Genomic DNA, 22,173 nt, shown 5'->3' with positions numbered 1-22,173 from the left:
GAACCGGATCGCCCGATATGAAATTGCTATTGCCACCCGACTGACGTTTTCATCGGGCATGCGCGGCATTCTGTGCCTTTAACCCCGGCATCGCACTGCTAGCTTAATTGCAACCCCCGCCTCGAAAGGCTGTTCCGTGCTGAGTGTGACCGATATCCACAAATCCTTCGAAACGGAGGATGGGCCGCTGCCCGTTCTGCGCGGTGTGTCATTGACGATGGCGCCGGGCGACACGCTTGCGCTGACCGGTGAAAGCGGATCGGGGAAAAGCACGCTGCTCCATCTGATCGGCGGGCTGGACACCGCGGACAAGGGACGGATCGAGGTGGACGGCGTGGACCTCTCGGCGCTGGATGACGCGGGTCGCGCGCGCCTGCGCCGCGACATGGTTGGCCTGATCTTCCAGCAATTCAACCTGATCCCGTCCCTGACGGTGGCGCAGAACCTCTCCTTTCAGGCGCGGCTTGCGGGTCGGCACGATGCCGCATGGGTGGATGAGCTGGCCAAGCGTCTGGGCCTTTCGGAGCATCTTGCCCGCTACCCCGAACAGCTTTCCGGCGGACAGCAGCAGCGCGTGGCGATCGGCCGGACGCTGGCGACGAGGCCCCGCGTGATTCTGGCCGACGAACCCACCGGCAATCTCGATGAAACCACGGGCGACACTGTTCTTGGCCTGCTTCTGGAGCTGGCCGCGGAAACCGGCACCGCGATCCTGATGGTCACCCATTCGACACGGCTGGCACACCGTCTGGCCCACCAGGTGCATCTGACCAAGGGCCGGCTCGGCAGCGCAGGGCTTGGGCGGGCGGCCGAATGACCCGTGCCGCCTGCGCCGCCCTGCTCTCCCATTGGAGGCGCCATCCCGGCCAATGTCTGACCCTGATCCTCGGCCTTGCGCTGGCCACGGCGCTCTGGTCCGGCGTTCAGGCGATCAACGCCGAAGCGCGCGCCTCCTATGACCGGGCCGCCGCGATATTGGGGCAGGATCAACTGGCCCGCCTGACCCGCACGGACGGTCTTCCGGTACCTCTGGCCGAGTATGTCGCGCTCCGCCGTGCCGGGTATCTCGTCTCTCCCGTGATCGAGGCGGAACTCGCCGGGCCCGGCGCGCGCCTCCGCCTGCTTGGCATCGACCCGCTGACCACGCCGCCAGAGGCACAGGCGCCCGCCCTAGTGGGTGGCGAGATCCCGTTCGAGGCCTTCGTGACTGCACCGGGCCGGTTGCTTGTCGCAGCGGAAACGGCCGCGCGGCCGCTCCCGGCTGACCTTCCGCCCCTTGTGATTACCTCCCGTCTCGCCCCCGGCACGGCGCTTACCGATATCGCAACCGCCGCCCGGCTCAGCGGCCGGTCCGATCCGTCCTATCTGCTGGTTGCGCCGGTGCAGCCCTCCGGCCTTCCGCCCCTTGCCGAGGCCACGGGTCTGACGCTTTCCACGCCCCAATCCGGCACCGATATCGGGCGGCTGACCGACAGCTTTCACCTGAACCTCACGGCCTTCGGCCTTCTGGCCTTTGCCGTCGGACTGTTCATCGTTCACGCCGCTATCGGCCTCGCCTTCGAGCAGCGCCGCACCAGCTTTCGGACCCTGCGCGCGCTTGGCCTGCCGCTCCGGCGGCTCGTCACGCTTCTGGCCGTCGAACTGACCGCCTTTGCCCTGATCGCCGGCCTCATCGGGATCGTTCTGGGATACATCATCGCCGCTGCCCTCCTGCCCGGCGTCGCGGGTACGCTGCGCGGGCTCTATGGTGCCGAGATTTCCGGCCAACTTGCCTTTCGGCCGGTCTGGGCCGTCACCGGGATGGGCATCGCCCTGATCGGCACCGCCGCGGCATCGGTGCAGGCGCTGCTGCGTGTTGCGCGCCTGCCGCTTCTGGCGCCCGCCCAGCCACGCGCCTGGGCGATGGCCTCCGGTCAGGCCATGCGCGGGCAAATGACGATAGCGATTGGCCTGTTCGCCGCGGCATTCCTCCTTGGCGCCTTCGGGACGGGCCTGATCGCCGGGTTTGCCTGCCTCGCCGCTCTGCTTGTCGGGGCGGCCCTCGCGCTTCCCTCGCTGCTCACCGCGCTCTTGCGTCTCGCGACCCGGTTCGCCACCACACCCTTTCGGGAATGGCTTCTGGCGGATACCCGCCAACAGCTCCCCGGCCTGTCCATGGCGTTCATGGCGCTCCTGCTTGCACTCGCCGCCAATATCGGTGTCTCGACCATGGTCGGCTCCTTCCGGGGCACCTTCACCGGCTGGCTTGACCAGCGGCTTGCCTCGGAGCTTTACGTCACCGCGCGCACCCCCTCCGAAGCCGCCGCGATCCGCGCGACCCTTCTGCCCCGGACCGATGCGGTTCTGCCGATCGTCTCCGCCCCGGTGACGCTCGCCGGACAACCGGCAGAGCTTTACGGCATCGCCGATCACGCCACCTATCGCGACAACTGGCCGCTTCTGTCCGCCGCACCCGATGTCTGGGCGCAGGTGGCCGCAGGCGAGGCCGCACTGATCAACGAGCAGCTCTCCCGCCGCGAGCGCCTGTCCATTGGCGATCCCGTGACGCTGCAACCGGGGTGGGCCCTGCCCATCGCCGGCGTCTATTCCGACTATGGCAACCCGGTGGGGCAGGCGATCATCGGCCTCGATCTCTTCACCGACCGGTTCACCGATATTCCCCAGCTTCGGATGGCCATCCGCGTGCCGGCCGATCGCGTCCCCGCTGTGGCCGACGCATTGCGGGCGGAATTCGACCTGCCCACCGCCAATCTGATCGATCAGGAGGAGATCAAACGCTTTTCCTTGCGGATCTTCGAGCAGACATTCCTGGTGACCGGTGCGCTCAACATTCTCACCCTCGGTGTGGCCAGCCTCGCCCTGCTGACCAGCCTCTTGACGCTGGCCGGGATGCGGCTGCCGCAACTGGCCCCGATCTGGGCCCTCGGCCAGACCCGGGCCGCACTGGCCCGCGCCGAACTGGCCCGCACCACACTTCTGGCATTCCTGACCTTCGCTCTGGCGATCCCCGTGGGCCTTGCGCTCGCCTGGGTCCTTCTGGCGGTCGTGAATGTGGAGGCGTTCGGCTGGCGGCTCCCGATGCAGATATTTCCGGTCGACTGGCTTCGCCTGGGCCTTTATGCGCTTCTCGCGGCGCTTCTGGCCGCCGCCTGGCCGGCCTGGAGACTGGCCCATATCGCGCCCTCAACCCTGCTCAAGGTCTTTGCCCATGAACGCTAGGCTGTGGCTTCCGATGCTGGTGCTGACCGCCGGTCAGGCTCTGTCACAAGGCTTTGCGGGCCTCGGCACCGACGCCGAGGGCTTTGCCGTCCCCGCGCCCGAACCGCAATTCGCCTTCCCCGCCGATCACGGCCCCCACCCGGCCTATCGCATCGAATGGTGGTATCTGACAGCGACGCTCACCGGAGCGGACGGGCGGGATTACGGCATCCAGTGGACTCTGTTCCGCTCCGCCCTCCGCCCGGAGGAGGCCGAAGGCTGGGATGCGGCGCAGCTTTGGATGGGCCATGCGGGCCTGACGACCGAAGACACGCATTTCTACGCGGAGCGTCTGGGTCGGGGCGGCGTCGGGCAGGCGGGCGTCACGCCCGAGCCGTTCGAAGCCTGGATCGACGACTGGGCGATGATCTCCACCGCGCCAACCGGCGCCGACGCGCTCTCGGCCCTGGCGGTGACGGCGCGCGGTCCCGATTTCTCCTATGATCTGGACCTGCGGGCGACCGGCCCGCTCGTATTGCACGGCGATGGGGGATATTCCGTCAAATCCGCCGATGGGCAGGCCAGCTACTACTATTCGCAACCCTTTTACGAGGTGTCGGGCAGGCTCACCCTGCCTGACGGCGCGATGGAGGTCACCGGCAGCGCATGGCTGGATCGCGAATGGTCTTCCCAACCGCTTTCCGCCGATCAGAACGGGTGGGACTGGTTTTCGCTCCAGTTCGCCGATGGCGCCCGGTTGATGGGGTTTGGCCTGCGATCGGCCACGCGGCCCACATACACCTCCGCCACCTGGATCGGCCCTGACGGGACCGCAACGGCCTATCCAGATGGCGCTTTGCGCCTCACGCCGCTGCGCACCGAAAACGTGGCGGGGCGCGACGTGCCGGTGGAGTGGCGCGTGGAGCTTGCCGCCCGTGGCATCGATGTCGAGACGATCCCGCTCAACCCGCAAAGCTGGATGGGCACCAGCTTTCCCTACTGGGAAGGTCCGATCCGCTTCACCGGCAGCCACGAAGGGAGCGGATATCTGGAGATGACCGGCTACGAATAGGCTCTATACCGAAGGATAGGGTCTTCTCAGGTCGTTCCGGTGAACAATGGGAACGTCACCGCCAGGGCCCAGGCAAGCACGATGCCCAGACCCAGACCCATCGCCAGCGCAGAGCCCGTGCGCCGCCCGACCCAGCCGCCGATCACGCCGAAGCTGAGATAGAAGAGCCCGATCACCGGCAGGATGATGATCAGGAAGAACAGCCGCTCGAAATCCAGGGCGACCGCAATGCCCAGAGACATCAGAAAAGCCAGCCGCGCCACCCAGCGCCGCCAGATGCGGGCATGTCCCGCCTGAAGCAGCGCCGCATCGGCCACCATTGCCAGAACCGCGCCCGGCAGGATCGCCGCCAGAATGGGCAGACGTCCCGCATGCGGAAAGAAGCTCGCCACATAGCGGTCCAGCACACCGCCGAAGGCGATCAGGGCAAAACCCGCCAGAAGGATACCGGCCGGCCCGCCTCTCAGCTTCGGCAGATCCCCCTCGACCGCCAGGCCGGCCAGAACCAGAGATCCGTAAACGGCAAGATGCAGCGCCAGATAATCGGCCACCAGAACCGGCAGAAACCGAGTCTCCACAAGGGAAAGGATCAGCGGTGTCAGAACCGCAGGCGCAAGCGCAAGGGCCAGGAATGCGCCTTTGGGCACCTCGGGCAGGCGCGGACCCTCCGCCAGCAGGTTCGCAAGGGGCAGGCCCAGCAGAACGACACCCAGAAGGGTCAGCAGGACCGGGCCGCCGATATTGGCGATGCCGCTGCGATAGTCCCGCCCGAAGGTCGCATTCAGCCATTCCCGCGCCTCCCGCATTCCGGTTGCGGAGTAGAGCACGCCCACATGCTCCACCATCGGGGCGGCCACCGCGCGGCGGGCAAAGCCCTCACCGGGCGTTCCGACCGTGTCGCCTTCGGCAGCTCCGACCTCGGCCATGATCCGCTGCGCCTCCGCCCGCAAGGCGCCCTCCCACGCGCCGTTGACCACGAGCATGTTCTCCGGCTCCGCCGCCGTGACCGCTTCGGAGAAAAGAGAGATCGCCACCACGGCGCCCACGCGATCATCCGCAAGCGCCTGTCGGACGATGATATCCGAGGCCATGGAATGCCCCAGCAGGGCCACCCGCCCATCCGCGCCGGGCAGGGCCAGCGCGGCGTCGGTGACCCGTCCGATCTCCTCCATCAGCAACCGGGTGGTGCCGTCGATCGAGTTCACGTCGCCGGACATCGGCAGCGGGTTTCGCCCATGCCCCTGGAGGTCGTAGCTGACGGTGATGTATCCCGCCCGCGCGAGCGTAAGCTGATAGGGATGCATCAACTGCCGCGATCCGGCAAAGCCGTGGGCGATCACCACGACCGGCGCCGTGGTTTCGGGAACCTGCATCACGGTCGCCGGCGTTTCCCCCACCATCAGCGACGAGATCTCAAGCCCAGCCCTCGGCCGCTCCAACAGGAACAGGCCAAGTCCGATGCAGACCAGCGCCACCAATGCCGCGAGGATATCGCGCAAAACCAAACCTGCCCTCCAATGGACTGCTCAAACCTTGTGCCCCGAAGCATAAAAGACCCCGGCCCAAAGCCAATCGAGAATTTGAACGGTCATCTGGCCCTTCGGAGCCGAACATGCTCTATGCGCGTCAGCCATCTGCAGACCGGAGCGTTCATGTTCACAGCGACCCTGATCACCAACCCCGCGATGTATCTGGAAGCCGCCCTCGTCGACAGTTTGCGAAATGCGCTTGGTGGCGACGATATCCTGTGGCTCGCCCCCGACAAGGCCGCCGAATTCGCCTTTCCCAAAAGGCCGAAGAACGAGGCGCAGATCTGGACCAGCCTGCAGGCCGAGGGCGTCGATCTGGTGGTCCAGCAGAGCGAAGGCCGCCGCAAGAAAGTGCTGCTGGCCGATATGGACAGCACGATGATCCGCCAGGAATGCATCGACGAACTGGCGGCCGAGGCCGGCGTGGGAGAGCATGTGGCCGCGATCACCGCCCGCGCGATGAATGGCGAGATCGCGTTCGAAGAGGCGTTGCGCGCCCGGGTGCGCCTGCTGAAAGGTCTCGGAACCTCAGTGATAGAGACTGTTCTGGCCCGACGGATCACGCATATGCCCGGTGGCAGGACCCTGATCGCGACGATGAAGGCTCATGGCGCTCATACCTCTCTCGTGTCGGGCGGTTTCACCGCTTTTTCCGCGAGGATCGCGGCCGATCTGGGTTTTGACGATCATCGCGCCAATACGCTGCTGTCCGAAGGCGGCGTCCTGACCGGAGAGGTCGCCACGCCGATCCTTGGCCGGGATGCCAAGGTGCAGGCGTTGCACGATGTCACCGCGCGGCTGAACCTCGCGCCGGAGGATGTGCTGGCCGTGGGTGATGGCGCCAACGACCTTGGCATGCTCCAGCTTGCCGGTACGGGTGTCGCGCTTCATGCCAAACCCGCCGTGCAGGAGCAGGCGAAGATCCGTATCAACCACGGCGATCTTACGGCGCTTCTCTACATCCAGGGCTACGCGGAGGACGAGATCGTCGCGCCTGATTAACCTCGTTTAAGGCGCGGTCTTCGCAGTCATGACATCCTGAATTTCCCAATTCAGGAGCTTGTGATGAAGACGAACACCGTTCCGCATTACGATGACAGCATCAACACCACCGGCTGTTGTACCAAATTCAACCCCGATGGCTGGGACCGGCAGGAGTTGCATTTCCGCGATAAACCTTTCCTCCGCGCCACCACGCGCAGCGCCATGCATGTGCCTCTCAACATGGGACAGGTCTTCACCCGTGTCGGGAGCCGGATGGCGGAAAATGGCGCGGTCGACCTCGACAACTGGCTGATCCTCAGCCGCGACCTGTCGGCCTGGCAGAGCGAGCATCTGTTTTCCACGGACAAGGACGTCCCCGATGAGGAAATGACCACGCTGTCTGGCGATTTCATCACGAAGGTGTTCGAGGGGCCCTACAACAAGGCGAAAGACTGGCACGAGCAGATGCAGGAGTTGGTCCGCGCCGATGGCAAGGTGCCCGGGCGGATTTTCTTCTTCTACACGACCTGCCCGCGCTGCGCGAAAGCCTATGGCCAGAACTACATAGTGGGCGTCGCGGAGACATTGGCGACTTGATCATCGACTGCGCTGCCCGTGGCGCGGCGATGCCGGCGGCCTCGTGGCTCACGCTTCCTGGCGTGATCGCAGCGCAGTTTGCGAGAGGGCGACCGCAACGCCGAAGAGGCGGCCCCCGGAAGATAAGGGCGCGGTCTAACGCCGGTGCTTTCCGTTTGGCCGGCTTTGCGGCGAGCCGTCACCCCAGCGGTGCGGCGCGCCGTGATACGCAAACCCCGGTCACTCCGCCGGAACGGCCGCCTCTTCGATGCCGAGCGGATGGGCCAGCTTGTTGAGCATCTCCTTGGGGCAGACCTGCAGGAAATTCGCCAGCTCCAGATCCCAGTGCTGAAGGATATCGCGCGCCTTCCTGCTTCCGGTCTCGGCCGCATGGCGCTCCACCAGGGATTTCAGCTCTGCCTCCCAATGCGCCACGCTTACCGGGGCGGTCACCAGCGTCTCAAGGTTCATGTTGACCTGCGACTGCCCGTCGGGATCGTAGAGATAGGCCATCCCGCCGGTCATGCCCGCACCGAAATTCGCGCCAATGGTCCCAAGGATCACGGCGACGCCGCCGGTCATGTATTCGCACCCGTTCGAGCCGCAGCCCTCGATCACGACCTTCGCGCCGGAGTTCCGCACCGCGAACCGCTCGCCCGCACGGCCAGCAGCAAACAGATACCCGTCCGTCGCGCCGTAAAGCACGGTGTTACCGATGATCGTGTTCTCATCGGCCTTGAGCGGGCTTACCTGCGGCGGCTTCACCACGATGATCCCGCCGCTCAACCCCTTGCCGACGTAGTCATTGGCATCGCCGGATACTTCAAGCTTCAGCCCAGGGGCCGCAAACGCGCCCAGAGACTGCCCGGCGGAGCCCTCCAGCTTTACCGTCAGATGATCGGGCTGAAGCGCATTCCGCATCCCGAAGGACTGCACGATGTGGCTGCTGGTGCGCGTCCCGATCGTTCTGAGCGTGTTCTGCACCGCATAGGACAGCTGCATTTTCTCGCCGTCTTTCAGGAACCGCGCGGCATCCGCCACGATCTGTGCATCCAGCGTATCGGGCACCGCGTTCCGCGCCTTGTTGCGGTCGTAGACGATCTTGTCCGCGCCATCGACCGTGATCAGAAGCGGATTGAGATCCAGATCGTCCAGATGCGCCGAGCCGCGGGAAACCTGCGTCAGCAGATCGGCCCGGCCAATCACGTCATCCAGCGACCGGGCCCCGATGGAGGCCAGCAACTCGCGAACCTCCTGGGCATAGAAGGTGATCAGGTTCACAACCTTGTCGGCCGTGCCGGTGAACTTCTCCCTCAGGCTCTCATCCTGCGTGCAGACCCCCACGGGGCAGGTGTTCGACTGGCATTGACGCACCATGATGCAGCCCATGGAGATCAGCGCGGCGGTGCCTATACCGTATTCCTCGGCGCCCATCATCGCGGCCATCACGATGTCGCGGCCGGTGCGCAGCCCGCCATCGGTGCGCAGCGTGACGCGGTCGCGCAGCTTGTTCATCGCCAGGACCTGATGCGCCTCGGTCAGGCCCATCTCCCACGGCAGGCCGGCATATTTGATGCTCGTCGCCGGAGAGGCGCCGGTGCCCCCGTTATGACCCGAAATCAGGATCACATCCGCCTTGGCCTTGGCCACGCCGGCAGCGATGGTGCCGACGCCGGAGGACGCCACCAGCTTCACCGTCACCTTTGCGCGCGGGTTGATCTGCTTGAGATCGTAGATCAACTGCGCCAGATCCTCGATGGAATAGATGTCGTGATGCGGCGGCGGGGAGATCAGCGTCACCCCCTTCGTGGAATGGCGCAGCCGCGCGATCAGGTCGGTGACCTTCATGCCGGGCAACTGGCCGCCCTCGCCGGGCTTGGCGCCCTGCGCCACCTTGATCTCCAATTCCTCGCAATGGTTCAGGTATTCCGCGGTCACGCCGAACCGGCCCGAAGCGACCTGCTTGATCTTGGCGGATGGGTTGTCTCCATTGGGCTCCGGCACGAAATGCGCCGGGTCTTCGCCGCCCTCGCCGCTGTCGGATTTCGCGCCGATCCGGTTCATCGCCACATTGAGAGTCTTGTGCGCCTCGGGCGACAGCGCGCCGAGGCTCATGCCCGGCGTCACGAACCGCTTGCGGATCGAGGTGATGCTTTCCACCTCTTCGATCGGCACCGGCTTGCCCAGCGGCTTGATATCCAGCAGATCCCGCAGATGGATCGGCGGGTTCTTCCGCATGGTCGCGGAGTACTGCTTCCAAAGCTCGTAACTCGACCGGTTGCAGGCCGCTTGCAGCATATGCATGGTCTGCGCTTCCCAGGCGTGCTTCTCTCCCGAGCGGCGCGCCTTGTAGAAGCCGCCGATCGGCAGCACGTCCTGCCCCCCGCGCCAGCCGCGGGTATGAACCTCTTCCACCTTGTTTTGCAGGCCCGTCACGCCGATGCCGGATATCCGGCTGATCATGCCGGGGAAGTATTCCGCAACCATGGCGCGGGACAGGCCCACCGCCTCGAAATTCAAGCCACCGCGATAGCTGGAGATCACGCTGATCCCCATCTTCGCCATGATCTTGAGAAGGCCCTGATCGATGGCTTGCCGATACCGCGCCACCGCTTCGGTCAGCGTGCAGTCCAGCAACCCCCGGTCGATGCGGTCGGCCAGCGAGTCCTGCGCCAGATAGGCATTGACCGTGGTCGCGCCGCAACCAACCAGAACGGCAAAATAATGCGGGTCGATGCATTCCGCCGAGCGGACGTTCAGCGAACAGAAGGTCCGCAAGCCGTTCCGTGTGAGCCAGCTATGCACCGCAGAGGTGGCGAGGATCATCGGCATCGCAACCCGCTCCTCGTTCTGGGAGCGGTCGCTCAGCACGATATGCCCGGCGCCCGAGCGTACCGCGTCTTCGGCCTCGTTGCGGATCCGCTGCAAACCCTCTCTCAGCGTGCCCGCCCCGCCGTTCACCGGGAAGGTGCAGTCGATGGTCACCACGCTTGCGCCGAATTGATCCAGCATCGCCTCGAACTGCGCGTTGCCCACGAACGGGCTTTCCAGCACGAGGATCTCGGTCTGCGAGCTGTCTTCGTCCAGCACGTTCTTGAGATTGCCGAACCGCGTTTTCAGGCTCATGACCCGGTATTCGCGAAGCGAATCGATCGGGGGGTTCGTCACCTGGCTGAAATTCTGCCGGAAGAAATGGCTGAGCGGCCGGTACTGGCCCGACAGCACGGCACTTGGCGTGTCGTCGCCCATGCTCGCCAGCGCCTCTTTGCCATCTTCGGCCATGGGCGCCAGAATGCTTTCCAGCTCTTCTATCGAGTATCCCGCCGCGATCTGCCGCTTGCGCAGCTCTCCGCCGGTGAAAAGCGCCCGTTCCGTGACGCCTTCGGTAATCTCGGCCAGATCGGTGATCTTGCCAACCCAATCGCCGAAAGGCCGGGCCGACGCCAGCGCGTCCTTTATCTCGGTGTCGTGGAACAGTTTCTGTTCGGCCATATCGACAGCGATCATCTGCCCGGGGCCCAGCGCGCCCTTCTCGACGACGGTGCTTTCATCCACCGGCACCATCCCCGCCTCGGACCCGGCAATCAGCAGCCCCTCGCCGGTCACCACATAGCGCATGGGCCTGAGGCCGTTCCTGTCCAGACCGGCACAAACCCAGCGCCCGTCGGTCATCGCAAGCGCCGCGGGCCCGTCCCATGGCTCCATCACGGAATTGCAGTAGGAATACATGTCCTGCCACGCCTGCGGCAGTTCCGTCGCCGTCTGGCTCCACGCCTCGGGCACCAGCATCGTCTTGGCCATCGGGGCATTGCGGCCCGCGCGTACCAGCACCTCGAAGACGGCATCCAGGGCCGCGCTGTCCGACGAGCCGCCAGGCACGATCGGTTTGATGTCTTCGGCCATATCGCCGAAATAGCTGGACGAGAGCCGGATCTCGTGGCTCTTCATCCAGTTCACATTGCCTTTCAGCGTGTTGATTTCGCCATTATGCGCCAGCATCCGGAACGGCTGCGCCAGCCACCATTGCGGGAAGGTGTTGGTTGAATAGCGCTGGTGATAAATCGCAAACGCACTCTCGAACCGCTCATCGTGCAGATCGGGGTAGAACTCCGCCACATCCTGGGCCAGCATCATGCCCTTGTAGATGATCGACCGGCAGCTCAGCGAGCAGATGTAAAGCTGTCCGACACCGGCTGCTGCGGCCGCCTTCTCGATCCGCCGGCGGATGACGTAAAGCTCCCGCTCGAACGTCTCTTCATCGACGTTTTTGGAATTCGAGATGATGATCTGCTCGATCTCGGGCCGCGTCGAATTGGCCTTCTCGCCCAGAACCGAGATGTCCACCGGCACATGGCGCCAGCCGTAGATATAGTATCCCATCCGCAGAACTTCGGATTCCACGATCGTCCGGCATGTTTCCTGCGCGCCGAAATCGTTGCGCGGCAGAAACACCTGCCCGACGGCCATCAGACGCGCCATATCCGGCTCATGGCCCGTGCGGCGCACCTGATCGTAAAAGAAATGCACCGGGATCTGCACATGAATGCCCGCGCCGTCGCCGGTCTTGCCATCGGCATCCACCGCGCCGCGATGCCAAACGGCCTTCAGCGCATTGATGCCGTTTTCGACGACCTTGCGCGACGGCTTGCCGTCGACCGATACGACCAGCCCGACTCCGCAGGAGGAATGTTCCGATTCCGCCGAATAGAGACTGTTTTCGGCCATCCAGGCCCGGCGCTTTTCCTCTTCGGCGGCCCAGGCGCTATCGAATTCGGTCATTGGTCCCCTCCCTCCATCGCGTCGACCATGGCCATCACCTCGGCCTCGGTCATCCGCTTGCGGGTTCCGGCAAATGCGTGGCTGTCCGGCTTCATGTCGATATAGACCTCGGTCGTGAACTCCAGCCCGTCGAAACTGTCCAGCGATCCGGCCGACAGGCTCAACAGCCCCTGCATCGGCCCCGGGGCGGTCAACCGCCAGAACAGGCTCGATCCGCAGATCTTGCAGAACCCGCGCTCCGCCCAGTCGGAGGATTTGTAGACCCCGATATTCTTCTCCCCGGTCCAGCTTACGCCGCCCGGTGGAACTTCAAGCCCAAGTTCGATGCCGCCGCTGAATTTCCGGCACATCGCACAATGACATGCGCCATAGGTCTTGGGCGCTTCGGCCAGCTCGAACCGTACCGCGCCGCAAAGGCAACCACCTGTCGTGCATCCGCTCATCCCGTCATCCTTCCTGCGCCTGATCCTCGTGGAACAGCCCCGACATCGTGTTTCCGCAATCGTAAATCGGGGTCATGCTCAGAAACCCGTCTTCGCCCGGCTCGGCAAACTCCATGGGCGAATAGTTGCCCTCGAACGTGCCGCCATCGGGAGTGGTCACCGTTTCGGTCCCGCCGAAGAAGAGGCGCCAGTCTTCGCTGACGAACTGGTTGCCGCTCACCCGGCGCGGCCCGAAACCGGTCTCGTATTCGTAGGAAAAGGACGTGATCTGCAAAAGATGCCCGTCGACCATCACACTGTCACCGGTCAGCGCGTCAAACCCGACATAATCGCGTTGTTGGCTCCCGTTCGGACCCTCTTCGATGATCGTGTACACCATCGAATCCGTGCCTGTTTCGAACAGTTCGGTCAGGCTGGCCGGGTCTTCTTCCGGCTCCACGAGCACCGACTCGCCCCCGTCGCGCAGGTCGTAGCTTCTCAGCCAGCGGAATTCGCTGTCGGTGTAGGACAGGGAAAACGGCCCGTCTTCGCCGATGCCGATCCGCCAGTGATGGCCCGCGGGGTCGGCCTCGCATGTCCAGTAATGAGACACGTAGCAGCTTCGCGATTGCACGGTCAGGAAAGCGGCGCAGCCCGACGGCGGGGTGAAGAAGCCACCCTGCTGTGCCGCCGCCGGCATTCCCGAAAGGCCGGACGAAAGCAGCAGCGCCATCGTCGTGGCCGCAATGCCTTCTCTGCCTCTGGCTCTGATCCGGTCAGCAATCATGACCTTTAACCTCTCTTCAGATTTCGCCGTTTCGACGGATACACCGAGCCGCACATGCGCGGATCGTAGGATATGCGCGCCGCATCCATATGCCGAGGTGCCGATGATACATCACTCCGCCGCCAACGTCGCTTGTTCAGCGATCTTGGCCAGAATCGCCTCGGCCGCTTCCCGTCCATCGCGAATGGCCCAGACCACGAGGCTTGCACCGCGCACGATATCCCCCACCGCATAGACGCCCTCCAGGGCTGTCTCATGGGTCCGGAAATCGGCCTTGACTGTGCCCCAGCGGGTTACCTCCAGTTCGGGCGTCCCCCACAGCGAGGGCAGGTCTTCGGGCTCGAACCCCAGCGCCATGATCACCAGATCTGCATCTTCCACATAATCGGCGCCGTCGATGACCTCGGGGCTTTGGCGACCCGTCGCATCGGGCTGCCCCAGCCGCATTTTCTGCACCATCACGCCCTCGATCCGGTCACCCTTGAAGCCCTTGGGCGCGGTCAGCCAGACGAACTCGACGCCTTCCTCCTCGGCATTCGCCACCTCCCGCTGGCTGCCGGGCATGTTCGCCCGGTCACGCCGGTAGAGACACTTGACGCTGGTGGCCCCCTGCCGAACGGCGGTGCGCACGCAATCCATCGCCGTGTCACCGCCACCGATGACCACCACGCGCTTGCCTTCGGCGTTCAACTCGCCGCTGTCGAACTCCGGCACGTCATCGCCGAAGCTCTTGCGGTTCGACGCGGTCAGATAGTCGATTGCACGCACCAGACCATTGGCGCCGACACCTGGGGCCTGCAACTCGCGGGACTTGTAAACCCCCGTCGCGATAACGACAAAATCGTGCTTGTCCCGGATGTCGGCGAAGCTGATATCGTTGCCCACGGTGCAGTTGAGCACGAAGTTGACGCCGCCATCTTCCAACTGGTCGATCCGTTGCATGACCACCGGTTTTTCAAGCTTGAAGCCGGGGATCCCATAGGTCATCAACCCGCCCGCGCGGTCGTAGCGATCATAGACTGTCACCTGTAAACCGGCCCGGCGCAGCATATCCGCGGCCGCCAGCCCGCCGGGGCCCGCGCCGATGATGCCCACGCTTTCGCTGCGGTCCGTCTTGGGGGCGATCGGCTTCACCCAGCCCATCTCGAACGCGGTATCGGTGATGTACTTCTCCACCGATCCGATCGTGACGGTGCCGTGACCCGATTGCTCGATCACGCAATTTCCCTCGCACAGGCGATCCTGAGGACAGATGCGGCCACAGATTTCGGGAAATGTGTTGGTTGCCTGGCTCAGCTCATAGGCCTCTTCCAGCCGCCCCTCGGCGGTCAGGCGCAGCCAATCGGGGATGTTGTTGTGCAGCGGGCAATGGGTCTGGCAATAGGGCACACCGCATTGGCTGCACCGGCCGGCCTGCTCGGCGGCCTTCTCCCGGGCATATTCACCGTAGATTTCCTGAAAATCTTCTTTGCGCAGATCGGGCGGACGCTTCTCGGGCATCGCCTTTTCCACGGTCACGAATTTCAACATCGCTTGCTCGGCCAAGACAGCCTCCCCTTCAGCACATCGCTCCTATATCTCCCCGCAAATCTCAATAAAAGACAATTATACTGACCTAATTGCGGTTCTGCATATGATTTTTTTCAGAATTATGATGCCGGGGCAAGATAATAGGTCAGTATAAGTTCCATATATGCCGACTTTCGATTTATCTCCAACACTTTAGGTTGTTGGTATTGATTCGTCACCGGGATGGCCCATGAGCCTCTTTCACTTGTTCCTGGTCGCCCTGATCCAGGGTCTGACCGAGTTTCTGCCGATTTCCTCGTCCGGCCACCTGATTCTGCTGCCGAATCTCACCGGCCTGGACGACCAGGGGCAGGTCATCGACGTTGCGGTGCATGTCGGCACTCTGGGCGCGGTCATCCTGTATTTCTGGGCCGATGTGAAAGACGCCGCGGCGGGCTCACTTCGGCTGATCCGGGGCAAAGTGGACACGCGGGGCGCATTTCTGGCGCTCTGTCTTGTGATCGCCACGATCCCGGTCATCCTTTTCGGGCTGATCCTGAAGCTGATGGGATGGGACGATCTGTTGCGATCGACGGCCGTCATCGGCTGGACGATGCTGATCTTCGGGATCGTTCTTTACTGGGCCGACCAGTCCGGCGCCCAGACGCGGACTGCGCAGCAATGGACCCTCAAACATGCACTGATCATGGGGCTCTGGCAGGCGATCGCGCTCATCCCCGGCACCTCCCGGTCGGGCATCACGATCACCGCGGGGCGGTATCTGGGCTACAACCGGGAAAGTGCTGCACGGCTTGCGATGCTCATGTCGATCCCGACGATTATCGCCTCTGGCGTCCTTCTGGGCAGTGAGGTGATTGTCACGGCAGATGCGCAAGCGGCACGGGACGGCGCAATCGCCGCCGTCTTCGCCTTTCTGGCGGCCCTTGCCGCGCTGATCTTCATGATGCGCCTGCTGCGCAGCGTCAGCTTCACGCCGTATGTCATCTACCGGGTGATCCTGGGGCTGATACTTCTGGGTATCGCCTACAGCTAGGTCCGCAGGTTTCCGGCGCTTTCCTTGATCTCGGCATATTGTCCGCCGCTGCGGTAGGGCCAGAGATACTCTTCCAGAACCGCATCCATAGCCACCGGTTCGATCCCCAGATCGGCAAACCCCCGCAGATCGTCATTGGCGACATTGTCCCGCCGCAACTGCCGTGCCTGATCCCGCGTCAGCATGCCATTGTGCAGAACTCCAAGCGTGACGGTCTGCACCGCATCGAGAAACCAGGCCATAAGCCCCGCGATCCAGAACGGAACGTTCATGATCAGGCGGCGGCGGCGGATCACGCCCAGCATCCGCTGCATCAGGGCCCGGAAGGTTTCCACCTCCGGTCCGCCCAGTTCATAGACACCGGGCGCGGCCTTTCCCAGAACCCCGGCAACGACCGCGGCCGCAACATCATCCACATAGACCGGCTGAAACCGCGTATCCGCGCCGACCACGGGCAGGATCGGTCCAAACCGTGTCATCGCCGCAAACCGGTTGAAGAACTCGTCTTCCGGGCCGAATATGATCGACGGTCGCAGGATCACGGCCTGCGGAAAATGCTCAAGGACAGCGGCCTCCCCTTCGGCCTTGGTCCGGGCGTAGGCGCTGTTGCTGTGCGGGTCCGCTCCGATGGCGGAAACCTGCACCAGATGCGCGACGCCTTCGGCCGTGGCCAGACGCGCCACACGGCCCGCGCCCTCGGCCTGCACGGCATCGAACCTGTTCCTGCCGCGTTCCGAAAGGATGCCGACGCAGTTGACCACGGCATCCGCCCCGTTCAGCGCCGCGGCCACCGACGCATCGTCGCGCAGATTGGCGAAAACCGGCTCAACCTGACCCACGGCGCCGTAGGGGCGCACGAACAGAGCCTCGTTCGGGCGACGAACCGCAACCCGCACACGCCAGCCCTCTTTCGCCATACGCCGCGCCACATAGCGACCGACAAAGCCCGAACCGCCGAAGATTGTGACGAGTTTCGACATGGCCATGATCCTTCCGTCCTGCTTGTTCCGGTTGATACGCGCGCCTCTGTGACGGAACAAGGCGCAAATCGTCCCAAGATCGGGCTCAAATCTATCGCAACCGCCTCAAGACCAGTGGTCAGGACGCGTTCACACCGCTACATCTGGAACAAGCGGCTGTTCAGGGGTGTGGGCTTGACCCGGTTACGTGCGTTTCTTTTGTCATGTGTTCTGCTCTACCCCGGTATCGCTGGTGCCGAGGTCGCTTTCGATGTGCCCGGCGGATCGGACGATCTGATCGATGCGCTGCGTGCGACCTCCCTGCTGGCCAGAACCGACGCAGAGGAAGGCACCACCATCCAGGACAGGGTTGCCGCGGCGCGCGCGGATTATGCGCGCCTGCTTGGCGTGCTTTACGAATACGGGTATTTCGGGCCGGTGATCAGCATCCGCCTGAACGGCCGGGAGGCTGCGGAACTGTCGCCTTTTTCGCCCCCGGCTCGCATCGACCGCGCCGCTATCCGCGTTGAAACCGGCGCCGCCTTTCGCCTTGGCCGGACGGACATCGCTCCGCTCGCGCCCGGCACCGAGCTGCCGGAAGGGTTTCGCACCGGCGCGCCCGCGAACACGCCCGTTCTGAGGGAGACCGCGGAGGCCGCGATCACGGGGTGGCGGCAGGCAGGCCACGCCACGGCGGATATCGGGCGGCAGTCGATCACCGCACGTCAGCAGGAGGCGGTGCTCGATGCGGATATCTCGGTTTCACCCGGACCCCTTGTCCGGTTCGGCGATCTGATCCCGCAAGGCCAGCAGCGCACCCGGCCCGAGCGGATCCGGGAGATTGCCGGCCTGCCCCGCGGCGAGGTCTTCGACCCCGACACGCTGGAAACCTCGGAGCAGAGACTGCGCCGCACCGGCACATTCCGGTCCGTCGCGCTGGAGGAACAGACGCCGGACGCCAACGCGGTCATGGATATCGGTGCGACACTGGTCGAGGCACCGCTCAGACGGTTTGGCTTCGGCGCCGAAATCTCTTCTTCCGACGGTGGTGCGCTCAGCGCGTACTGGCTGCACCGCAATCTTCTCGGCGGCGCGGAACGGCTGCGCTTCGATGCCGAGATTTCCGGGGTCGGGGGCGACACCGGCGGCGCGGACTGGGAATTGCGCGGCGTCTTTACCCGCCCCGCCACGTTCCGGCCCGATACCGCGCTGATCTTCGACACGCGCCTCGCGGGTCTGGACGAGCCGACCTTCGAAGAGACGCTGTTCGAAACCAGCCTTGGCTTCGAAAGGCTGATCTCGGACGAGCTGACAACCCGGTTCGGCGTCGGTCTGCGCTTTTCCGATATCGACGACGCCTTCGGCAGCCGCCAGATCGTTCTAGCCACCTGGCCGACCAGTGCGACCTATGACCGGCGCGACAATCCGCTGGACGCCCGCAACGGCTATTATGCCGAGCTTGAACTGACGCCCTTCACCGTTCTGGAGGGCACGGGCGACGGGTTCGGGCTTCGTGCCGTGCTGGACGGGCGCGGCTATCTCGGGTTTGGGGAGGATGACAGGGTCCGCCTTGCCGGCCGTGTGCAGCTTGGCACCATCGAAGGCGGTGCCTTCACCGACCTTCCGCCGGAGTTTCTGTTCTATTCCGGTGGCGGCGGAACAGTGCGCGGCCAGCCCTACAAATCGCTCGGCGCGACCCAGGGCGGCACCAGCAGCGGCGGGCGCGGCTTTGCAGGTCTCTCCGCCGAAATCCGGGCCGATATCACCGAAACCTACGGGCTGGTGGCCTTTGCCGATGGCGGCTACATCTCCGCCGGGCCGCTTGGCGATACGAATGGCGACTGGCATGCGGGCGCGGGGCTCGGGTTTCGCTACAACACCGCGCTTGGTCCGATCCGGCTGGATGTGGCGACACCCGTCACAGGCGACAATGCCGGCCAGCGCGTGCTGCTTTACATCGGCATCGGACACACGTTTTGAGACGGTTCCTGCTCATATCTCTGCTTGCCGTCTTTCCCGTCGCGCTTGGCGCGCAGGATGACGACAGGGGACGGCTGCAGGCGCTTCTGGAAGATGCGCTGTCCGACGATGCGGCGCGGCAGGTCAGGATCGAGGGATTTCGCGGCGCGCTGAGTTCGCGGGCCTCGCTTGACCGGCTGACCATCGCGGATGAAGACGGCGTCTGGCTGGTGCTGGAAGACGTCACGCTGGACTGGAGACGCAGTGCCCTGTTCTCCCGCGCGCTGGAAGTCAACGAGCTGACCGCCGCACGGCTGGAGCTTGCCCGGCTTCCGCAATCCACGGGCGGCCTGCCCGATGCCGAAGCGACGCCGTTCAGCCTGCCCGAGCTTCCGCTGAGCATCCGCATTCAGGAGACGGCCATCGACCGGGTTGAAATCGGGGCGCCCGTTCTGGGCCAGGCCCTGGTCTTTTCCGTCAACGGATCCGCCGAACTGGCGGACGGGGACGGGACCGCAAATCTGGAACTCGAACGGCGCGATGGCCCGTTGGGGCAATTCAGTCTGACCGCCGGATTTGAAAACGAAACCCGGATTGCCGAGATCGCCCTGTTGTTCGAGGAGGAGGAGGGCGGGCTGGCCGCGTCGCTTCTGGGCATTCCCGGCGAACCTTCCGTGCTGCTTTCGCTGGAGGGACAGGGGCCGCTTTCGGATTTCGTGGCCGAGTTCTCGCTGGAAACGGACGGGGAGCCGCGCCTTGCCGGAGATCTGGAAGTCATGCAGACCGACACCGGCGCGCAATCGGTCATGCTCGATCTGTCGGGCGACATCACGGCGATTGTCCTGCCGGAATACCGCGACTTCTTCGGGACGGACGTTTCCCTGATCGCGAATGTCACGCAGGATGCCGCCGGTATCCTGACCGCCGACCCGATACGGATCGACGCGGCCGCCATGCAACTGGAAGGGCGCGTGGTGCTGGATGCGGAACGCCAGCCTGACAGCTTTACCCTGCGTGGCAACATCGCCCCCACCCGCGCGGCGGAAGATCGGGTTTTGCTGCCAATCGCGGATGGCGACGTGTCCATCGCATCCGCGCGGCTGGACATCAGCTACGACCGGCGGGACGGCAACAGCTGGGCGGGCGACGCAGAACTGCGCGGTCTTGTTGCGGGAGACCTGACCGCAGCGGCCGTGACGCTGGACATGGGCGGCGATATCACCGAAGCCGCGCGCGGGATGTCGTCGGTCACCGCGCGCATATCCGCCGCCGCGACCGGCCTTGGCCACAGGGATGAGGCCGTCGCAACGGCCATCGGCGACGCGGCCACGCTCCGCACCGATCTGGCATGGGAGGCGGAGGCACCGGTCACGCTCAGCGGTCTGCAAGTGACCGCCGGCGATCTGACCCTTGAGGGAGAAGCCAGCGCCGAACTGGCCGATGACCGTCTTGATCTGACCTATGCCGTGCAGGCCGAAAGCGCGGATCTGAGCCGTTTTGCGCCGATGGTCGGCGATGGTTTTCAGGGCAGCGCCACTTTGGCGGTTGGGGGGACAGCCGACGCATTGTCCGGCGCCTTCGATGCCACCATCAGCGGGCAGTCCACGGAGCTGCGCCTGTCCCCAAGCCTGCCACCCGCCCTGTTTGCCGGAACCACCGAACTTGCGGTGGCCCTTCGCCGGGACGAAACGGGGCTTTTGCTTGAGGATCTGAACCTCGCGAGCCGCGAGCTTTCGGTCAAGGGTGGCGGCCGGCTCAGCAGTGAGGCAAGCGAGATACTGGCCTCGGTCTGGCTGCGGAACGTGGCGCTCTTCACCTCTGCCCTGTCCGGCCCGGTCGAGGTTCACGGCGGCATACGCAGAACCGGCGGCGAAGGGCCTTGGGCAACCGAGGCCGATCTGGAAGGCCCCGGAGGCACGACGATGACCCTGACCGGCGATGTGGGCCTGCCGGACGGCGCGGTTGATCTGGGCCTGACCGGGCGCGCGCCTCTGGCGCTGGCGGATCGGTTCATCGCCCCCCGAACCATCCGGGGCGAGCTGACCATGGATCTCCGCCTTGCCGGCACCCCCGATCTTCGCAATGTCTCGGGCAGCCTGAACGCCAATGGAGCGAGGATCGCGGCGCCGGCGCTTGGCTTCGGGCTGGAAGACGTCACGGCGAATATCCGGCTGGCCGAAGGCACCGCACGCGTGACGACAAGCGGGGCCATCACCTCCGGTGGGCGGGTCACCGCCAATGGATCGGTCGGCATTTCCGGGCGCAGCCTTCCGGTGCGCTTCGACATTGCCATGAACGAGGTCGTTCTGGTCGATCCGCAGCTTTACGAAGTTCTCATCCCGGAAGCCCGGCTGAACTATGCAGGCAATCTTGCAGGCTCGACGCGCCTGTCGGGCGAGATCCTGATCGGCGAGACGGAAATCCGCATACCGGAATCCTCGCTTGGCACCACCGAAGCCATTCCCGAAATCACCCATGTGGGCGAAACCGCCGCGCAGCGCCGGACACGCGCCTTTGCGGGTCTGCTTGGCCGAAACGGAGACGGCACCGGCGGGGGAAATGCCGAGATCGCGCTGGATCTGACGGTCAGCGCGCCTGGCCGCATTTTCCTGCGCGGCCGCGGTCTGGACGCGGAACTGGGCGGCACATTGCGGGTGCGGGGCACCGCCGCCAACGCCATACCCGATGGCCGGTTCGAGCTGATCCGCGGGCGGCTGGGCATTCTGGGCCAGCGGCTGGATCTGGTGCAGGGCAGCGCAACCCTGCGGGGCAGCTTCGATCCGTTCATCCGCCTTGTCGCGCAAAGCCGGTCCGGAGAGTATCTGATCCGCATCATCCTTGAAGGTCCGGCTTCGGCACCCGAGGTCATCTTCTCCTCCGAACCGGAGCTGCCCCGTGACGAGGTGCTGGCGCAGTTCTTCTTCGGTCGCAGCGTCTCCAGCTTGTCGGCGATCCAGGCGCTCCAGCTTGCGGATGCCGTGGCCGGGCTGGCAGGCGGCGATTCCGGCGGAGGTATCTTCGCCGGCCTGCGGGAGAATCTCGGGCTCGACGATCTCGATATCCAGACCACCGAGGATGGGAGCGCCGCCCTGCGCGCCGGCCGGTACATCTCGGACAATATCTATACGGATGTGACCCTGGGTGGCGAAAACGGCGCGACCATCAATCTCAATATCGATCTGACGCCAAGCATTACCGCGCGCGGCAGTTTCGGCGCCGAGGGAGACAGCAGCCTGGGTTTGTTTTTCGAGCGCGATTACTGAACCGGGCCGCAGTTCGGGATTTCGCGCATTGGCCCGTTGACAGCGCTTTGACCCCGCTATATCAGCCGCTTCCACGACACCT

At 64.6% G+C, this 22,173-nt stretch carries 14 protein-coding genes; 8 read left to right on the top strand and 6 right to left on the bottom strand.

The genetic code is table 11. The annotated features are described in order from the left end of the window. Window positions 1-136: 136 nt before the first annotated feature. Genes ACQ651_RS16570 through ACQ651_RS16560 form a run of 3 tightly spaced genes read left to right on the top strand, consistent with a single transcriptional unit; the run spans window position 137 to window position 4,270 of the window. Window positions 137-817, top strand: a complete 681-nt coding sequence (locus ACQ651_RS16570) for an ABC transporter ATP-binding protein (RefSeq protein ID WP_430449886.1) — start codon at window positions 137-139, stop codon at window positions 815-817. Beyond that, window positions 814-3,219, top strand: coding sequence for an FtsX-like permease family protein (locus ACQ651_RS16565; RefSeq protein WP_430449885.1), 2,406 nt, complete (start codon window positions 814-816; stop codon window positions 3,217-3,219). Before ACQ651_RS16570 ends, ACQ651_RS16565 begins: the two co-directional genes overlap by 4 nt. Next, window positions 3,209-4,270: a lipocalin-like domain-containing protein gene (locus ACQ651_RS16560; protein WP_430449884.1), complete on the top strand. Its 1,062-nt coding sequence runs from the start codon at window positions 3,209-3,211 to the stop codon at window positions 4,268-4,270. The genes ACQ651_RS16565 and ACQ651_RS16560 overlap by 11 nt, the downstream gene beginning before the upstream one ends. 26 nt (window positions 4,271-4,296) lie before the next feature. Here ACQ651_RS16560 and ACQ651_RS16555 read toward each other — a convergent pair whose 3' ends face one another. After that, window positions 4,297-5,775 carry an alpha/beta hydrolase gene (locus ACQ651_RS16555; protein ID WP_430449883.1) on the bottom strand — a complete coding sequence of 493 codons (1,479 nt, stop codon included), beginning with the start codon at window positions 5,773-5,775 and terminating at the stop codon, window positions 4,297-4,299. A gap of 147 nt (window positions 5,776-5,922) precedes the next feature. Here ACQ651_RS16555 and serB point away from each other — a divergent pair, with 147 nt between their 5' ends. Continuing rightward, complete coding sequence (gene serB / locus ACQ651_RS16550) at window positions 5,923-6,801, top strand: phosphoserine phosphatase SerB (RefSeq protein ID WP_430449882.1); 879 nt, start codon at window positions 5,923-5,925, stop codon at window positions 6,799-6,801. Between the two features lie 63 nt (window positions 6,802-6,864). Next, on the top strand, window positions 6,865-7,380 hold the full coding sequence (locus tag ACQ651_RS16545) for a hydrolase (protein ID WP_430449881.1): 516 nt from the start codon (window positions 6,865-6,867) through the stop codon (window positions 7,378-7,380). Between the two features lie 219 nt (window positions 7,381-7,599). On the opposite strand, the gene gltB is transcribed toward ACQ651_RS16545, so the two are convergent. The 4 genes from gltB to ACQ651_RS16525 form a co-directional block, all read right to left on the bottom strand. Then, on the bottom strand, window positions 7,600-12,138 hold the full coding sequence (gltB, locus tag ACQ651_RS16540; RefSeq protein WP_430449880.1) for a glutamate synthase large subunit: 4,539 nt from the start codon (window positions 12,136-12,138) through the stop codon (window positions 7,600-7,602). Further along, window positions 12,135-12,581, bottom strand: a complete 447-nt coding sequence (locus ACQ651_RS16535; RefSeq protein ID WP_430449879.1) for a GFA family protein — start codon at window positions 12,579-12,581, stop codon at window positions 12,135-12,137. Before ACQ651_RS16535 ends, gltB begins: the two co-directional genes overlap by 4 nt. A gap of 4 nt (window positions 12,582-12,585) precedes the next feature. Further along, complete coding sequence (locus ACQ651_RS16530) at window positions 12,586-13,293, bottom strand: hypothetical protein (protein ID WP_375551118.1); 708 nt, start codon at window positions 13,291-13,293, stop codon at window positions 12,586-12,588. A gap of 165 nt (window positions 13,294-13,458) precedes the next feature. Then, complete coding sequence (locus tag ACQ651_RS16525) at window positions 13,459-14,892, bottom strand: NAD(P)-dependent oxidoreductase (RefSeq protein ID WP_227286496.1); 1,434 nt, start codon at window positions 14,890-14,892, stop codon at window positions 13,459-13,461. A 214-nt stretch (window positions 14,893-15,106) separates the two neighbouring features. On the opposite strand from ACQ651_RS16525, the gene ACQ651_RS16520 reads away from it, so the two are divergent. Next, window positions 15,107-15,910 carry an undecaprenyl-diphosphate phosphatase gene (locus ACQ651_RS16520; RefSeq protein WP_227286498.1) on the top strand — a complete coding sequence of 268 codons (804 nt, stop codon included), beginning with the start codon at window positions 15,107-15,109 and terminating at the stop codon, window positions 15,908-15,910. On the opposite strand, the gene ACQ651_RS16515 is transcribed toward ACQ651_RS16520, so the two are convergent. Then, entirely contained in the window at window positions 15,907-16,890 is a 984-nt protein-coding gene (locus tag ACQ651_RS16515) for a complex I NDUFA9 subunit family protein (protein ID WP_430449878.1), read from the bottom strand. The two genes, ACQ651_RS16520 and ACQ651_RS16515, sit on opposite strands and share 4 nt — an antisense overlap. A 174-nt stretch (window positions 16,891-17,064) precedes the next feature. Between ACQ651_RS16515 and ACQ651_RS16510 the strand changes: the two genes are divergently transcribed. After that, window positions 17,065-18,849, top strand: a complete 1,785-nt coding sequence (locus ACQ651_RS16510; RefSeq protein ID WP_430449877.1) for an autotransporter assembly complex protein TamA — start codon at window positions 17,065-17,067, stop codon at window positions 18,847-18,849. Continuing rightward, a complete protein-coding gene (locus ACQ651_RS16505; protein ID WP_430449876.1) occupies window positions 18,846-22,091 on the top strand; it encodes a translocation/assembly module TamB domain-containing protein in 3,246 nt (1,081 codons plus the stop codon). Before ACQ651_RS16510 ends, ACQ651_RS16505 begins: the two co-directional genes overlap by 4 nt. Window positions 22,092-22,173 lie beyond the last annotated feature (82 nt).

It is taken from the genome of Rhodophyticola sp., assembly GCF_965284195.1.
GTDB lineage: Bacteria > Pseudomonadota > Alphaproteobacteria > Rhodobacterales > Rhodobacteraceae > Rhodophyticola.
This window is presented reverse-complemented; position numbering and strand designations above follow the sequence as displayed.